The organism is Bacillus cereus group sp. BfR-BA-01523, from assembly GCF_022662615.1.
Classification (GTDB): Bacteria; Bacillota; Bacilli; order Bacillales; family Bacillaceae_G; genus Bacillus_A; species Bacillus_A mycoides.
Window position 1 is genome coordinate 655163 of record NZ_JAKUDX010000002.1, and the last position, 15487, is coordinate 670649.

A 15487-nucleotide genomic window follows, 5' to 3' on the forward strand; every position below is an offset into this window, starting at 1 on the left:
ATTTCATCCCCTTTATCCCACAGTAACGGTCCGTAAAATCCTGGTTGGTGCGGGCTAATAATCAGTGTGGGATAGATACCCCGTACTGACTAAAATTTCATTTTATCCTATTTAACAATATAACTCATGTGGTAATAGTACATATGGTGAAGTTTTGTATAATTTGTGAAAAATATGCCATTTTTATGAACGAAATATTAGAAAAATCAATTTTGTTACAAAAAGTTGAAATCGAAGTATTTTAAAAGAAAAAGGTTTATAATAAAAATATAACTAATAACAACATTACTAATTATAAGGAAGTGTAACTATGAGTACTGTAACAATCGTATATGGTATTATTCTTTCTACAATTATTGTTTTATTTATTGTCGGGGTATCGCGTTATATTCATAAGTGGAAAGAAGGAGTTGCGAAATTAAATCACATTGAAGAAGAACTTAGTGATTTAATGTTACATCATGGTAAGTAAAAAGTTTATTTTTTAACTAAACAATGTGAAAAAAATCACAAAACATGCTCTCATCATGAAGGCATGTTTTTTTGTTATGTTGTTAATAGGCACATTTATAAAATTTCCCCATACGATACAGTGTAAAATCAGAAATGTTCGGAGCGGGAAAGAGGGATTGAATGAGTAATTCAGGTTATGTTACAGATAATAAAAATTTAAAGAAAAGCTCAGGAACGCCAAATCTTTTCTTTGATTCGAGAAAAAATGTCTTTTTTAAAAGAGATGAGAAAAACGTTGCATATGAAGTTACCTCAACGCAGTTACCTGCGATGATAGGAGGGGCGTTTGTTGATTTATTTATGACGAAAGGGCATATGCGGGAACCACATTGGCATCCGAATGCGTGGGAATTAGATGTTGTTGTATCAGGAGAAGCAGTTACATCCATTTTAAATCCAGAAACGAATCAATTGCAAAATTATCATGTGAAAGCGGGGCAAACTGTCTTTATTCCAATGGGATGGTGGCATTGGATTACAGCGGTAACAGAAGAAGTACAATTACATTTGTTCTTTAATAACGATCAGTTTGAAACAGCAGAGGGATCAGACATACTTAGATTAACACCGCCAGAAGTATTTCAAGCTGCATACGGTGTAAGTGCAGAAAAATTAGGAAAGGACCTTTCGCCAATTAAGGAGTCAGTTGTAATTGGTCCTCCTAACTCAAATCGACTAAATAGAGTTAAAGAAAGTGACGACTCAAATATAGTTGTTACGTTAAATGGACAAATAACATCATGTGAAATAGAGTAACTCTTTCTTTTTTTAGGAAGAGTTACTCTGTTTTGTATAATTTTGTATTTTTATTCGTTATAATTATTATATAGAAGGGAATTTATAGAGGGGGCATATTGTGAACATATTAAAGATTATAGGAATTGTTGCAGGAGTCATTATAGTAGCCGTTATAGCTTTCTTTTTTATTATGAAGTACTATTTGTCAAAAGAAGATCCTGATTACGTATTAAAGTACATAAAAGAACATAAAGATGATGAAACGTGTTCATTACTTATTAGAAAAAACGGTGAAGTAGTAACATCTATAAATGAAAATGTAAAATTACCATTAGCGAGTACGGCAAAAATCGTCATAGCAGTTGAATTTGCTAAGCAAGTGTCAGAAGGAAAAATAAGTCGAGATGAACAAATTTCATTGCAGGATTTAGAAAAATATTATGTTAAAAACACTGATGGTGGAGCGCATCCTGACTGGTTAGAAGATTCAAAAGTAAGAGAGTTAGTGCAAAATGGACAGATTGCTTTAGAAGAAGTGGCTAAAGGGATGATTCATTATAGTTCTAATGCGAATACAACGTATTTGTTAGATAAGCTTGGAATAGAAAGAGTAAATGATAGTTTAAAAGAGTTAGAACTTACTAGTCATGACAAGTTCTCTTCGTATACTGCTTCACTATATATGAGAGGGTATGTAGAAAAGGAGCTTAATGAGCCAGAAAATCAATCGTTAGAAATGATACGTAACATGTCTAATGATGAATATAATAAACACGTGTTACAAATACATGAATGGATGAAAGATGAAGGTGAATGGAAGAAACGTGATATACCATTAAAAATAGATATGGAATTCCAGCGTATTTGGTCAGATCGATTAGTGAGTGCAAATGCTAAAGATTATTTGAGTTTAATGGAAAAGATAAATAGTAGAAATTATTTTCCAAAATCAATGCAAGATGAAATTGATAATGTTTTTAAAGGAACAGTTGAAAATAGTAAGTTGGAATATGCTGGTCAAAAAGGTGGTTCTACCGCATTCGTATTGACAAAAAGTTTGTATACTACAGATAAGAAGGGAAATAAGGTTGAGGTTGTAATAATGTTTAATGATATAGATAATCAAATTACATACCAAAAGCTTAGAAATAATATAGATTACTTCATTCGAGATGCTATAACAGATGAAGAATTCAGAAGAAAGTTATAATGAAATAATTTTATTATGTAAACAAAAGAGAGCTTTTTAAAAGGCGCTCTTTTCTAGTCATGATACAGGATTTCCTATTTACTGCATGGAATATAGATTGAAACTAAGAAAGGAAGTTGAATAATGACTACAGTATATTTCGTTCGCCACGCTCACTCTACATATACAAAGGAAGAAAGGGAACGTCCCTTATCTGAAGAAGGTGAGATTGATGCAGGTAATGTAACAAGTTTGTTAAAGGATAAAAACATTGATGTTGTTATTTCTAGCCCGTATAAAAGGGCGATTCAAACCGTGCAAGGAATTGCGAATACATATAATTTATCAATACAACTGGAAGAAGATTTACGGGAAAGGTTATTAAGTAAAGAGCCAGTAACAGATTTTAACGATGCTATTCAGAAGGTATGGGAAGACTGGACTTTTGCATACGAAGGCGGAGAATCAAATGATGTAGCGCAAAGACGCGCTGTAATATGTATGCAAAGTATATTAAAAAAATATAAAGGTAAGAATATTGTAATAGGTACTCATGGGAATATTATGGTATTACTAATGAATTATTTTGATTCGAAATATGGTTTTCAGTTTTGGAAAACCCTTCATATGCCTGATGTGTATAAATTAACTTTTGATAATAATTGTTTCAGTTCTGCTGAAAGAATACAGTCTACAGATTATCAGATAAATAATTTGTAAAAGTTTATCAAAAAAAGAGGAAAGGGAGAAGGTATTGTAGAAGTATGACTTTGTAACATAAAAAATATTGGTTAAAGGAGGCTGTTTACATGTTTGAGAAAGAGAAAGAAGGGCTTATTGAAGTTCACAACGTATATGAAATCGCACCAGCAGATGGAGCAATTATAGGTATGGCAACGGAAGAAGAAATGGAGATTGCTGCTGAACTAGAGTTACAGTACTATGCCCATTCTCGTTTATTAGAAGCAAATATTCAGTTAGACGGTTCCTCCTATAAAGAGTTACTTCAGGAGTTCCAGGAGTACGAAAGAAAATCAATGAACTTTTGGAGAGCAATACATAAACGTTTAGCTGTGCCATGGGCATGGGTACTACGTATTGATGTTGCGAACGGTCCTATATATGTAAGCAATGGGAGTTCGTATTATGAAGAAGTCGATGATGAAGAAGACTATGAATAGATAAGTAAGGAAGCAGCTTTAGTTGCTTCCTTTTTTTATTTACAATAAGTGAATCGTTTCAATGATAGCATCTGGACGATCGTTTTCTATCCCGTGACTAGCATGTTCAGCCAAAATGTATTGGCTGTTTATTGAGAGATTTAATTGTTCACGAATAAGTTCTTGCCACATATCTTCAAGTTGTGTAGCTTCTTCTTTTGGCATACCGCCCTCAATCAATTGAGCAATAGAATATTGAGGATCTCTACCGATAACGATTAATGGTATTTCTAATGTTTTATGTTGTTTTTTTATTGAGCGAGCACAATTTTTCCACTCGGACAGTTCAGAAGCTGTCGCTTTATATAAGGAAGGAGATGTAGAAAATTTGATATGCTGTTTTGTTGTATTGACGAGCATAGATTTTAGTTCATTATAAAGTGCGTCTGCATCCATGTTGGAGTAAGTATAATATTTTTGTAGCCACATATCATCAGAATCAGTTTGATCAGAAACTGGTAAATGAAGCTCATCTAATCGGTGTAAGTTCATGGAAGTAGAATCAACTAAAAGAAGTGCTTGCAGCCTATCTTCATGTAACATTGCAAAATGTTGTGCGCATAAACCTCCATAGGAATGACCGATTAAAATGATTGGCTCATAAATATCTAGTTCATGTAGTAACATATGTAGTTCTTTTACAACTTGCATTGTTGTACGTCGATTAGTTCCTAGCTCACTTTTTCCGTAACCTGGGCGATGGTATGAAACAACTGTAAAGTGTTGTGAAAGCTCTTCTATAATAGGGAGCCAATCATAAAATGAGCAACTCATTCCTGTTTGAATGACTACAGTTTGTTTACTGTTACCTCTTATATATACTTCTACAGTTTGTCCAAATATCTCTATTGATCTATTAATAGTAATTCCCCCTAAGTTTGAAATACTTTTTGGCAAGTAAAGACGATACACCAGGCACATATGCCGAAGAGTATAGATGTACTAAGTGAAAAGGAGTTCTTTAAACCGATATAAACAATAAATAATAGTAGTGCAGATGCAGGAAATCCATATAATACGCCTAAAGCGAATTGACTTAATTCTTGTTTACTCCCACCTTCGAAAGAAATCCAAAATAGGCTTAGTAAACTAACGAGTGGAAGGGCAGCGATAAAGCCGCCTATCGTACTATAATGTTTAGCGACTTCAGTAATAACGCCGATAATAAGTGCCGAAACGATTACTTTAACGAGGAAATGCATATTTTGCCTCCTTCGCTAATAACGAAAAGGCTTTTTCAATTAATTGTTGTTCTTCTTTTGATAACTGTGATTCTAATATTTTTATCTTTTCTTTATCTAGTAAAGTATGCTTTTCTAATACTTCAATGCCTTCTTTCGTTAAAGTAAGGTTTACAACCCTTTCATCGTGTTTGTTTCTTTCTTTTATAATAAATCCTTTTTGAATAAGGCGCTTTACGTGTTCAGATGCTGTGTTATGAGAGAGACTAAGCTCAGTAGCAACTTTTCCAATTGTTATATCTTTCTCACGAGAAACGATTTGTAAAATACGAATAGCTTGGTGAGAAAGGTTGTCTTCATATTCATATCGTAAGTGATAATAAATACTTTCCCAATGTTGATTAATGTCTTTCATAATGATAAATCCTCCTATTTTTATATCGTATAGTAAGATATATTCGTTGATTCAGAAGTAAAATCCTTTTATTTTCATTAAAAATGTTGAAAAAGTTTATTTTTATTGAAATATAAGGTAATCTATGTGTAAAGGTATACATTTAGCAAGAGAGAGGATGATAGCTGTGAATACATTTAAATGGATTAGTCATGAAAAGATGTATGTAGATCAAATACATGTTGAAAAATGTGGTCCTCTTTCAGTCGGCGTATATGGAGGAAATCAAGAGAGTGATGCATATGAAAGAGGAGATGCAGTGCTAGCTTGGTGGGATCCGAAATTAGAATTTGAATTTGTTATGATTTTTGATACACATCATAAAACGAAAAATATACATTATATAATAGAAGCGATTTCAGAAAGAGAAGAAAAACTAAAAGAGTTATTTTCATACCCAATCCATTTAGCATTTCATCATACACATATGTATTTATTAGCGTTATTTACAGATGAGCTCTTTATCGAGAAATGTGACCAAGATGATGAGGAGCTTGCATGTTTAATTTGTTTACGAAAAGGCGAGTTCTTATATTGGCTATCAGTTGGTGATTGCTTCGCGTATTTATTCCATTCAGAGCAAAAGAAAAATGGAAAAGGTAGGCTAAATAAGCGTAAGAACTATGAGTATATAGGAAGAAAAAATGTTTTTGCAGCGAATACACCTTGTTTTACATCAGGGGTAAGGGGATTAGAAAAAGGTCAGAATCACATTGTAATGGCAACGGATGGTATTTTAGAGTGTGATAAACTAAAGTTTGATGATGATCAATCTTTAGTAGAAATATTACACGACGGATCTTGTTTACAGATTGAGCCTGTATTAACAAATGTACTTCAGTGGAAAGGTAGAGATTGTGCCACTATTATTGGATGGTCCATCGATACTGAAAATAGACAATGTGCCAATTAATAAATGAAAGGGAGTTCAAGGGTTTTTGTCCTTGAACTCCTTTTTGTTAAGCAATATGAATATGATACGTTTTTAACCATTCATTTACTTGTAGCATATACTCCATAGCACTTCTTGCTTCAAAATTGGTAATCTCTTTGTTACTTTGATCAGCAATTGCAAGTAATATGGAATGGTTAATGAGTGAGAAAACAGGATTGTTTTTATTGCTGCACATATCAAGCGTTAAATTGCGGATTGTTTGTAAATAGTGTGGATCCTGTGAAGTAGGGTAAGCGCTTTTTCTTCTATTTCGCACATCATCAGGTAAAGCCGGTTTCAGCGCTCTACGTAAAATTCCCTTTTCAATATTATCAATACTTTTTATGTTGAAAGGAACATTCCATAAATATTCAACTAGTCTATAATCGCAAAACGGTACACGAACTTCAAATCCTACAGCCATACTCATACGGTCTTTACGGTCGAGTAAGAACGGAAGGAATCGTGTTAAAAATAAATAAAACATTTGACGTTGTTTCGCGGATTTTTTACTTTCACCTTCAAGAGTAGGTACTTCAAGAGCAGCTTCATGGAATCGTTTATTAATATACTGCTCAGGATTACATTGAGTTGTGACGTCGTTTAATAATAGAGAAGATGTGTTTTTCCAGTTTGTTAACCACGGAAACTTATCTACATATAATAGTTCTTCTTGATGAAACCAAGGATATCCCCCGAATACTTCATCAGCAGATTCTCCAGATAAAGCTACGGTTGCATCTTTTTTCATTTCGCAAAATAGTAAATAAAGTGAAGTTTCCATTTCACCAGCACTGGGTAAATCTTTCGCGTGAAGGGGAACGAATAAGTGATTTGCTAACTCTTCAGCATTCACAATAATGTCATGATGCGACGTCCCTACATGTTCAGAAACACGTTTTACCCAAGGAGCATCTAGACCAGTTCGAGCAAATGTCAGTTCGAAATCTTTCGCGCTATTTAAAAAGTCGATTGAATATGTGTGAAGTGTTTTGTGTTCCTCTCTAAATTCTTTACCTGCCAGTGCAGTAATACCACTAGAATCTAATCCGCCTGATAACATACAAACGAGAGGAACATCGGCAATTAATTGTCTTTTTACTGTATCTTGTAAAATAGATAAAATATGTGATGATGTATCTTCAGTAGAATCTGTATGAATCTTACTTTCTAAATTCCAATACTTCTTAACTACTTTTTTATCACGTGTGAATGTTATAGAATGTCCAGCACGAACTTCTTGAATATGTTTAAAGACGCCACATCCTGGAGTTCGAAATAAGCCTAATCCAAATATTTCATTTATGCCGTCCGCATCAATTTCAGCAGGAACAGATGGATGAGCTAATAATGCTTTTATTTCAGATCCGAAAATAATACTGTCATTTCTTTCTGTATAAAAGAGTGGCTTTACGCCTAAATGATCACGTGCTAAAAACAGTTGTTGCTTCTGACCATCCCATAAGGCGAAAGCGAAAATTCCGTTTAAATGTTGTACGCAGTCTTCTTTCCATTCTAAATAAGCATGTAGTAACACTTCTGTATCTGAATGAGTTTCAAATGCATGCCCACATTTTTGAAGCTGTTCTCTCAGCTCACGAAAATTATAAATTTCTCCATTATAAGTAAGAGCATACGTATAATCACCGGCACGGAATGTTTTTGGCTGCGTCCCGCCTTCTGGGTCAATAACAATTAAACGTCGGTGTGCAAAAGCCGCATGAGGTGAAAACCAAAATCCTTCAGCATCAGGACCGCGATGCTGAATACTATTCGCCATCTTTTCTAAAATAACATGTTCATTTGAAAGATCTTTCTTCCAATCTACCCAACCTGTAATTCCACACATACAAATCTCATCTCCTAATTTAAAATTATAAAAGTAGATTAATTAAATGAAATGTACACTAGGTTAAAGAGTGTCTGCATAAATAGTGTACTACACTAATTGAATTACAGACTTGAGAAAATTTTCTTTGAATACATAGTTATATGAGACAATAGCTAAGGAAAAGTATTCCATTACATACAAAAAATAAAAAAAGATGAGAGAAAAAAATTTCCAAAACGTTATATAGGGTGTAAAAGCTTTTACAAAAAAATAAGGGGAATCGCTACATGAAATCAAATGAGAAAAATTTTATAAAAAGATTACAGCGGCAAAAAGAAGATGCGCTAGAATTTGTTGTCGATACATACTTACCACTCATAAAAGGAATCACGCACAAAGTACTTCTTCCAGTTCAAAATGATGGACTCATAGAGGAATGTGTAAATGATATATTTCTTTCCATTTGGAATAACGCAAATAAGTTTCATGGAGAGCCGAGTGATTTTAAAAAATGGATTGCAGCGATTGCAAAGTTTAAGGCGATTGATTATTACCGGAAAGCGACTAAAACAGTAGAAATTATTTCAGATGAGTTTCATATTAGTACAGAAAAATCGGCAGAAGATGAATTAATCGTTATGGAAGATAGGGAAGAGTTATTGAAGCTTATTAATCAATTAGAACCGTTAGATCAAAAGGTGTTCGTTATGAAATATCTTCTCGGTATGAAGACAGAGGAAATCGGTGACAAGTTAGGATTAACCAGGGCGGCGATCGATAATCGTGTGTACCGGGGAAAAAAGAAACTACAACAAAATGCTACGAATATTAGTTTTGGAGGTAGTGCAATATGAAAGACATTTATGAACTATTAAATGACATTGATATAGATGAAAAAGAACTTGAGGAAATTGAGGCCTCTGAAATTGAAAAAGGAAAAGTAAAACGTAATGTAAAACAATCGATACGTATGAAGAAAAAGATGAAAAGTTGGAAAAAGGGTGTCGCTGCTGCATCTATTTTAGTAGGGTTATCAGTTGCAACGCTTGGTATCGGGTTTCCTACATATGCCGGGGGATTGCCAATTGTAGGTGATATATTCCGATTTTTAGATAATGGTAGAACAGGACTATATGAAAATTATAAAGAGTTTTCGACTGAATTGAATATGACGAGAGAGAGTAATGGGGTTAAGGTTACAATTAATGATGCTGTGTTCGATGGTAGAACAATTACAATCACATATTCTATTGAGAGTGAAAAAGATTTAGGAGAGAAACCGTTCCTATTTGGAAGTCCGCAAGTTATGGGCTTTAATGGCGGAGGAGGTAGTTCGAACGTTTCAAAAGTTGGAGAGGGAAAATATGTAGGTATGACTACGATGAGTGGTCATGGTAGTGAAAGGTTAGATGTTGCAAATGTTTGGTGGGATATAGAGGCAATTGAGTTGGATTATGAAGGTAATGTAATAAAGGGGAACTGGAATTTCGCGCTTAGTTTAAAAGCAATGGATAGTACGGAAGTAAAGGTTAATAGGGTTTCTGAAAATGAATTAATAAAAGTAAATATAGACAAAATGGAAGTAACCCCAATGTCATTTATCGTTTTTTTCAATCAAGAAGAATCTAAGGCATTAAGAAGTATATGGGATAGTGCGGATGTTGAGTTAGAAATAAAAGATGATTTAGGAAATCATTATGCTGGTGAAGGAAATGGCGGAAGTAGTACAGTAGCAGAGCCACATAAAAGTAGTTGGAGTGCTACCTTCCAAAAGTTGAACGAAAATGCTACAAAGCTTATCGTTACACCTCGTGTGCACTTGCGAGTTCATACACCTGAAAATCATGGTGGAGTGGAGTATGTGAATGGGAAAGAGAAGAAAATAGAAGTACCGAAAAAAGAAGCGAAGAGTAAAGATATAGTGTTAGATGATATTGTCATTGATTTAAAGAAATAAATAAAGAGACTGCCTTAAATGAAGGCAGTCTCTTTTGCGTTAAGAATTAGTAACGAGTAACGCATGCGGATGCTGCGTTTTATATTCCTCTTTCCATGTAATGTTTAGTTGTTCCCACGTTTCACCGCTATCAGTGGATTGAAAGATGCCATTGTTATTTAAAGTGTAAAACGTATGTGGTTCGGCTGGATTTGTAGCAAACATCGAAATGACTGTACCAATTGCAGATGGTAGACCTTGCTGTACTTGCTGGAACGGAGTCTCTTTCGTTTTACGATAAATATAAGATTCATAAGGAATACGGTGATGAGCTAAATCAGCACTCGGTGCGGCAGAAACGAGAATTGTATCGCAATCAGCTGGATCGATAGCCATGCTGTATAAATAATGATGCTCAAGTCCGTCACTACATGAGATCCAGCTGTTTCCACTGTTATAACTTTCAAGATATGCGCGATCAGGTCCGCCCATAAATCCGTCACCACATGATGCATAAAGGCGATTTGGGGCTTCAGGGTGCATGAGTAATTGATGAGCATCGATAGGAGCACCGAATTTTTTATCAATCCATGTATGCCCTTTATCATTACTTTGAATAACAGCACCAGCTTCGATTGAAACATGGAGTGTATTTGGATTGTTTGGATCAACTGTAATCCAGCGTACGTGATGGGTAAAAGGTCTAGGCGGAAAAGCCCACGTATAGGAAGATAATAATGATTTCATATTTTTAAGTTCAGTCCACGTTTCACCACCATTTTCTGAACGGAATAAAGCACTCGGTTCTGTGCCGACATAAACGACGCCGTAGCCGTTAACTTGTTCATTTGAGCTTATCGTTATAGAAGTAATAGAAGAGTGTAAAATACCATCCTCTTTAGGGAAATCAAAGTAACGATATGAATCTCCAATTGGTCTCCATGAATCCCCGCCATCGTCACTTAGCCATAAACCTCGTCCAAATGTGCCGCAATATACACGATTTGTTTGGAATGGATCAACCACAATACAGGTAGGTTGCATATTTTGTAAATGATATGTGGTTTCATAGTTACCATATTGTTCTTTTACTACAACAAGTTCACGCTCCATGCAGAGAAATAGTCGTTTCAAGTTTGTAACCCCCTTAAAAATTCTTTCATTAGTAAACAATATGAAAATAAAAAAGAAGTAGTCTTGTTTTTAGTTGAGAAAAAGGACTTGTTTGAAAAGTAGCGAAGTTTGTATACAGAGGAAGCGGGATAAAGTGAAACTTTAATCAGTGGGGTATTGTTCATCTTCTATGGATTAGTAGCATTCACTATCGGGCGTTAATGGGGGATAAAGATAGGGAATGTGTTTCATAATAACATACAGATATTGCACTTAAAGGAGTATTTGTATGGGACACTCACATGATCACGGTCATTCAAAAAATAAAAAAGCGTTATTAATTGCCTTCTTATTAACAACAAGCTTTATGATTGCTGAAGTTATTGGCGGATTTGTAACAAATAGCTTAGCACTATTGTCTGACGCAGGGCATATGTTAAGTGATGCAGTATCCTTAGCTTTAAGTTTACTTGCGTTCAAGCTTGGGGAAAAAACGGCAACGGCTGCGAAAACATATGGGTATAAGCGAGTCGAAATGTTAGCGGCATTATGTAATGGTGTCGTTCTTATTGTCATTTCAGTATATATTTTTATTGAAGCAATTCGTCGTTTTAAGGAACCAGTTGAAATCGCTAGTAATGGAATGCTCATTATTGCTGTGCTTGGTCTGCTTATTAATATTGTATCAGCTTGGATATTAATGAGAGGCGGAGATGTGAAAGGTAATTTAAATTTAAGAAGTGCGTTCTTACATGTACTAGGCGATTTATTAGGTTCAGTTGGAGCGATTATTGCTGCGTTACTTATTAAATTTTTTGGATGGACTGCTGCAGATGCGGTTGCTAGTATTCTTGTGTCTATTTTAGTCATTATAAGTGGATGGCGTGTAACACGTGATACAGTTCATATATTAATGGAAGGTGCACCGCAGCACATAGATGCTGAAGAGGTGAAAAATACATTATTAAATATTACTATTGTAAAAGAAGTTCATGATTTACATATATGGTCTGTAACATCAGATTTTCAAGTATTAACTTGCCATCTTATTATCGAAGGTAATGAAACGCAAAGCGTATTGAAAGAAGCAACGGATGTATTAAAGGGGAAATTTCATGTAGAACATGTCACCATTCAAGTTGAAATAGAAGGTGAATTTAACCATAATGAGACAACTTGCAAAGTATGAAAGAAAAAGGGTATGAAAAAGTGTCATAACATTTTTCGCGTGGCATACATATATATAATGTGGCCACAAATACTTTGTAAGGTAAATATTTCATAAGATTACTTTACTTATTAAGAATCATCTTTTATAATCAAAAGTGGTAATTGATAAAGATTATCATTTTCAATGATCGTAGAAAGGAGTTTTTTAAAAGATGAGTAGTCAACTCCGTTTTGCTGTTGAAAATCGTAAGAGACATTTAATTGATGAGTTAATTGGAGCAGGGGTGTTTAAGATTCGCGACCGACAATTATACGAGCTATCTTTAGAGGAATTGGAAAAAGAGTACGAGCATATTGAAGATTACGCAAATATTCAGGCATAGCATATAGATTATTAAAGAAGGAGCTGGTTACACTTTTGTGTAACCAGCTTTATTATTTCATAGAAATTATTTTTTGTATTTCTTTCATTGGACGGAGCCAGTTTTGAGACATCATTTGTTCCATTCGTTTTTCATCCTGTTTTTGTAGTGCTTGAATTATAGAGTGATGTTCTTTAATAGATTGACTTGCAGGCACGAAGTTTTGGAAAAATAAATATTCAAGGCGTAAAATGTGAAGTTGCATATTTTCTAGAAAAGGTTCAATATATCGGTTTTTAGCAATAGAAGTAATTGTATTGTGAAATCGTATATCTAGTTCTAAAGCTTTTTTTGAATCTTTTTCATGTATAGATTGTTGAAAAGCATCATTTATCTCGGAAAGTAGTTTAATATCAGCGTCTGTAACTTTTTGCAGTGCTTGCTTTCCTATAATTGAGTGAAGACCAGCTATCGTCTCATAAATGATAGATACGTCGTCTAACTTAATAGGCGCGATTTTCGTTTTTTGCCCAGGTACCATTTCAACTAATCCAGAAAGCTCTAAAATTTGTAAAGCTTCTCTAACAGGTGTTCTGCTTACTCCTAGTGCTTCTGCCAATTCCCCATCATTTATTTTTTCATCAGGTCGTAAAACACCTTCTATAATCCAATCTTGCAGTTGATTTAAAACGAGTGACTTTGCTGAAACTCTTCCTGGTTTTTTATAATTTTGAGGGACAGGCATAGTGAATTCAATCCTTTCATTGTATATATTTCTTTTTCGTATTAACAAGCTTTAATTTTGGTTTTCCTTTATCCGGTTTTTGGCTTAATATGAGCACCATTACAATTACACAAAAAGCACCTAATAACTGAAAAGATTGAAACGGTACGTGCAAAATAAGCACAGAAGAAATAATAGCTGCGAGTGGTTCTGTACAGCCAAATAATGTTGTTTCTTTAGGCGTAAGGTATCTTATGCTATCTAAGTATAAATAAAATGCGATGAGTGTCCCGAAAATGACGACAAATGTAATGAGCGGGAGGGTACTTAGTTTTACATATTTCATAGTTGATAATAAAATGAATTCGTTTGTGGAAATAAAGTGTAAAATCGTTACGCCAATCCCCCCAATGATCATCCCCCATCCAACGATAACGGATGAAGACCACTTTTCTAACAATTCTTTTGAATACAAACTATAAAATGCAAGAGATAGTCCAGATAAAACGCCCCAAATGATAGCAGGTGTAGATACAGCTAAGTTATGAACAGAACCGTTTGTTAATAGGAGAAAAGTCCCTACTAATGAGAGGGTAATTGAAATATAATCAATTTTTGATGGACGAACGCTCCATTTGAGAAGTAAGTATACAGTGATAAATATAGGGGCTAAATATTGTAACAAAGTTGCAACAGCAGCGTTTCCTTCTTTAATAGAAGCGAAGTACGTGTACTGTACAGCAAGCATGCCTAAAAGACCGAACAAAATTATCTTATTGGCATCAGACTTTTGTTTCCAAATTCCAAATATTTCTTTTTTGTTCGCTCCGAATGATGACATAATGAGCAAAATAGCACCGGATATAAGCAAACGGATTGTAACTAACCATTCAGTAGAAACGTTTTCATACTGAAAAAGTTGTTGCGCAGCTGTTCCGGATAAGCCCCATAAACAAGCACCGATTACAACCATAATAATTCCTTTTAAACGATTTGAATCCATAAAATATATAAGTCCTCCTTTTTAAAAAAATATATTGAATACAATATGCAATATATCACAGAATGGAATATCAATAAACTGAAATTTCTAATTTGAAATAAAATTGTTTATCCCGCATTAACGGTCAGTAAGACTCCCACCTTGAAATTCGGCGAATGCGAGGAAGTTAGGTGGGAGTCGTGCTGCTCGTAAAAGTCCAATTGGTGAGGCTAATAATCAGTGGAGGATGGAAAAAACCCTACTGATTAAATTTTCATTTTATTAAGAACGATCATCTTTTTATGAAATATAATCATAATCGCGACGCCAAAAAAATAAAGATAAGAGTAATTTGGTTTGTTAAAAATATGTGTATAAGGAGATACGTGATGAACTGGGTTACTCATAAACCATCGTTTGAATTTGAAAATTTTAGTCCTATTATTCGGTCACAATCTGCGTGGAGTGGGCATTTAGATTTCGCATATGATTTAGTAAGATTTGAAGAACCAGCAACTTTAGTTGAGTTAGGTACGCATTTAGGTGCTTCCTTTTTTAGTTTTTGCCAGGGGGTAAAAGATGGTGGGTTAGCCACAAAATGTTTTGCTGTAGATACTTGGGCTGGAGATGGGCATACAGGTCCATATGGAGAAGGGGTTTTTCAAATAGTAGAAAAAGTGGTGAGGGATAACTACCTGAATATAGGGAATTTAATTCGGTCTACTTTTGATGATGCTCTGGATGAGTTTCAAGATGAAACGATAAATCTTTTGCATATTGATGGCTATCATACCTATGAAGCTGTTTCTCATGATTATAAAACATGGTTACCTAAAGTTGCGAAAAATGGTATTGTATTATTTCATGATATTGAAGTTAAAAACGGTGATTTCGGTGTGTATAAGTTTTGGGATGAGGTCAAGGTGAAATACCCTCATTTTCAGTTTGGGCATTCATATGGACTCGGAGTTTTATTTCCGAAAGGTTGTAGCGATAAGTTTTCGGAAATACTTAAAAATAAAGAAGAGATACAAAATATGTATAAATAAAAGAGGGGCATGCATCGATTAAATGATGTGTGCTCTTTTTTTATGTAGAAATATATTATTACATATGAGGTGAAAGCGGTAGTAAAAAGTT

19 protein-coding genes are annotated in these 15487 nt (G+C 34.4%); 12 read left to right on the forward strand and 7 right to left on the reverse strand.

Annotated elements, in window-relative coordinates; translation table 11 throughout:
* Positions 1-128: 128 nt before the first annotated feature.
* The 6 genes from MR066_RS07825 (at position 129) to MR066_RS07850 (ending at position 3621) form a co-directional block, all read left to right on the forward strand.
* Positions 129-245, forward strand: a complete 117-nt coding sequence (locus MR066_RS07825) for a hypothetical protein (protein ID WP_002018064.1) — start codon at positions 129-131, stop codon at positions 243-245.
* A 65-nt stretch (positions 246-310) separates the two neighbouring features.
* Positions 311-472 (forward strand): hypothetical protein, encoded by a 162-nt coding sequence (locus tag MR066_RS07830; protein WP_000109008.1) that lies wholly within the window; start codon positions 311-313, stop codon positions 470-472.
* Between the two features lie 161 nt (positions 473-633).
* Positions 634-1269 (forward strand): cupin domain-containing protein, encoded by a 636-nt coding sequence (locus MR066_RS07835; RefSeq protein WP_002086416.1) that lies wholly within the window; start codon positions 634-636, stop codon positions 1267-1269.
* A gap of 100 nt (positions 1270-1369) precedes the next feature.
* The gene (locus tag MR066_RS07840; RefSeq protein ID WP_242246558.1) at positions 1370-2461 is read left to right on the forward strand and encodes a serine hydrolase; all 1092 of its coding nucleotides are present in this window, start codon (positions 1370-1372) and stop codon (positions 2459-2461) included.
* Between the two features lie 123 nt (positions 2462-2584).
* Positions 2585-3160, forward strand: a complete 576-nt coding sequence (locus tag MR066_RS07845) for a histidine phosphatase family protein (protein WP_002030998.1) — start codon at positions 2585-2587, stop codon at positions 3158-3160.
* Between the two features lie 89 nt (positions 3161-3249).
* Complete coding sequence (locus MR066_RS07850; RefSeq protein ID WP_000461762.1) at positions 3250-3621, forward strand: hypothetical protein; 372 nt, start codon at positions 3250-3252, stop codon at positions 3619-3621.
* Between the two features lie 39 nt (positions 3622-3660).
* Here the strand turns inward: MR066_RS07850 and MR066_RS07855 are convergent, their stop codons facing one another.
* Genes MR066_RS07855 through MR066_RS07865 form a run of 3 tightly spaced genes read right to left on the reverse strand, consistent with a single transcriptional unit; the run spans position 3661 to position 5256 of the window.
* Positions 3661-4581, reverse strand: coding sequence for an alpha/beta fold hydrolase (locus tag MR066_RS07855; protein ID WP_242246560.1), 921 nt, complete (start codon positions 4579-4581; stop codon positions 3661-3663).
* A complete protein-coding gene (locus MR066_RS07860; RefSeq protein ID WP_242246562.1) occupies positions 4533-4862 on the reverse strand; it encodes a DUF3147 family protein in 330 nt (109 codons plus the stop codon). The genes MR066_RS07855 and MR066_RS07860 overlap by 49 nt, the downstream gene beginning before the upstream one ends.
* Entirely contained in the window at positions 4846-5256 is a 411-nt protein-coding gene (locus MR066_RS07865) for a MarR family winged helix-turn-helix transcriptional regulator (protein ID WP_002030991.1), read from the reverse strand. Before MR066_RS07865 ends, MR066_RS07860 begins: the two co-directional genes overlap by 17 nt.
* A gap of 124 nt (positions 5257-5380) precedes the next feature.
* Between MR066_RS07865 and MR066_RS07870 the strand changes: the two genes are divergently transcribed.
* Positions 5381-6208, forward strand: a complete 828-nt coding sequence (locus MR066_RS07870; protein WP_242246571.1) for a PP2C family serine/threonine-protein phosphatase — start codon at positions 5381-5383, stop codon at positions 6206-6208.
* Between the two features lie 46 nt (positions 6209-6254).
* On the opposite strand, the gene asnB is transcribed toward MR066_RS07870, so the two are convergent.
* Complete coding sequence (gene asnB / locus MR066_RS07875; protein WP_242246574.1) at positions 6255-8078, reverse strand: asparagine synthase (glutamine-hydrolyzing); 1824 nt, start codon at positions 8076-8078, stop codon at positions 6255-6257.
* Positions 8079-8347: 269 nt separating this feature from the next.
* On the opposite strand from asnB, the gene MR066_RS07880 reads away from it, so the two are divergent.
* Both MR066_RS07880 and MR066_RS07885 read left to right on the forward strand, forming a co-directional pair.
* A complete protein-coding gene (locus tag MR066_RS07880) occupies positions 8348-8914 on the forward strand; it encodes a sigma-70 family RNA polymerase sigma factor (protein ID WP_002141196.1) in 567 nt (188 codons plus the stop codon).
* On the forward strand, positions 8911-10017 hold the full coding sequence (locus tag MR066_RS07885; protein WP_242246575.1) for a DUF4179 domain-containing protein: 1107 nt from the start codon (positions 8911-8913) through the stop codon (positions 10015-10017). The genes MR066_RS07880 and MR066_RS07885 overlap by 4 nt, the downstream gene beginning before the upstream one ends.
* A 39-nt stretch (positions 10018-10056) precedes the next feature.
* Here MR066_RS07885 and MR066_RS07890 read toward each other — a convergent pair whose 3' ends face one another.
* On the reverse strand, positions 10057-11130 hold the full coding sequence (locus MR066_RS07890; protein ID WP_002141199.1) for a WD40/YVTN/BNR-like repeat-containing protein: 1074 nt from the start codon (positions 11128-11130) through the stop codon (positions 10057-10059).
* 268 nt (positions 11131-11398) lie between these two features.
* Here MR066_RS07890 and MR066_RS07895 point away from each other — a divergent pair, with 268 nt between their 5' ends.
* Positions 11399-12298: a cation diffusion facilitator family transporter gene (locus tag MR066_RS07895; protein WP_002012090.1), complete on the forward strand. Its 900-nt coding sequence runs from the start codon at positions 11399-11401 to the stop codon at positions 12296-12298.
* Positions 12299-12491: 193 nt separating this feature from the next.
* Positions 12492-12662 carry a Fur-regulated basic protein FbpA gene (gene fbpA / locus MR066_RS07900; RefSeq protein ID WP_002012091.1) on the forward strand — a complete coding sequence of 57 codons (171 nt, stop codon included), beginning with the start codon at positions 12492-12494 and terminating at the stop codon, positions 12660-12662.
* 52 nt (positions 12663-12714) lie between these two features.
* Here fbpA and MR066_RS07905 read toward each other — a convergent pair whose 3' ends face one another.
* On the reverse strand, positions 12715-13386 hold the full coding sequence (locus MR066_RS07905; RefSeq protein WP_002030983.1) for a GntR family transcriptional regulator: 672 nt from the start codon (positions 13384-13386) through the stop codon (positions 12715-12717).
* A 16-nt stretch (positions 13387-13402) separates the two neighbouring features.
* Positions 13403-14368, reverse strand: a complete 966-nt coding sequence (locus tag MR066_RS07910) for a DMT family transporter (RefSeq protein ID WP_242246578.1) — start codon at positions 14366-14368, stop codon at positions 13403-13405.
* A gap of 368 nt (positions 14369-14736) precedes the next feature.
* Between MR066_RS07910 and MR066_RS07915 the strand changes: the two genes are divergently transcribed.
* Positions 14737-15396, forward strand: coding sequence for a class I SAM-dependent methyltransferase (locus MR066_RS07915; RefSeq protein WP_002030981.1), 660 nt, complete (start codon positions 14737-14739; stop codon positions 15394-15396).
* Positions 15397-15487 lie beyond the last annotated feature (91 nt).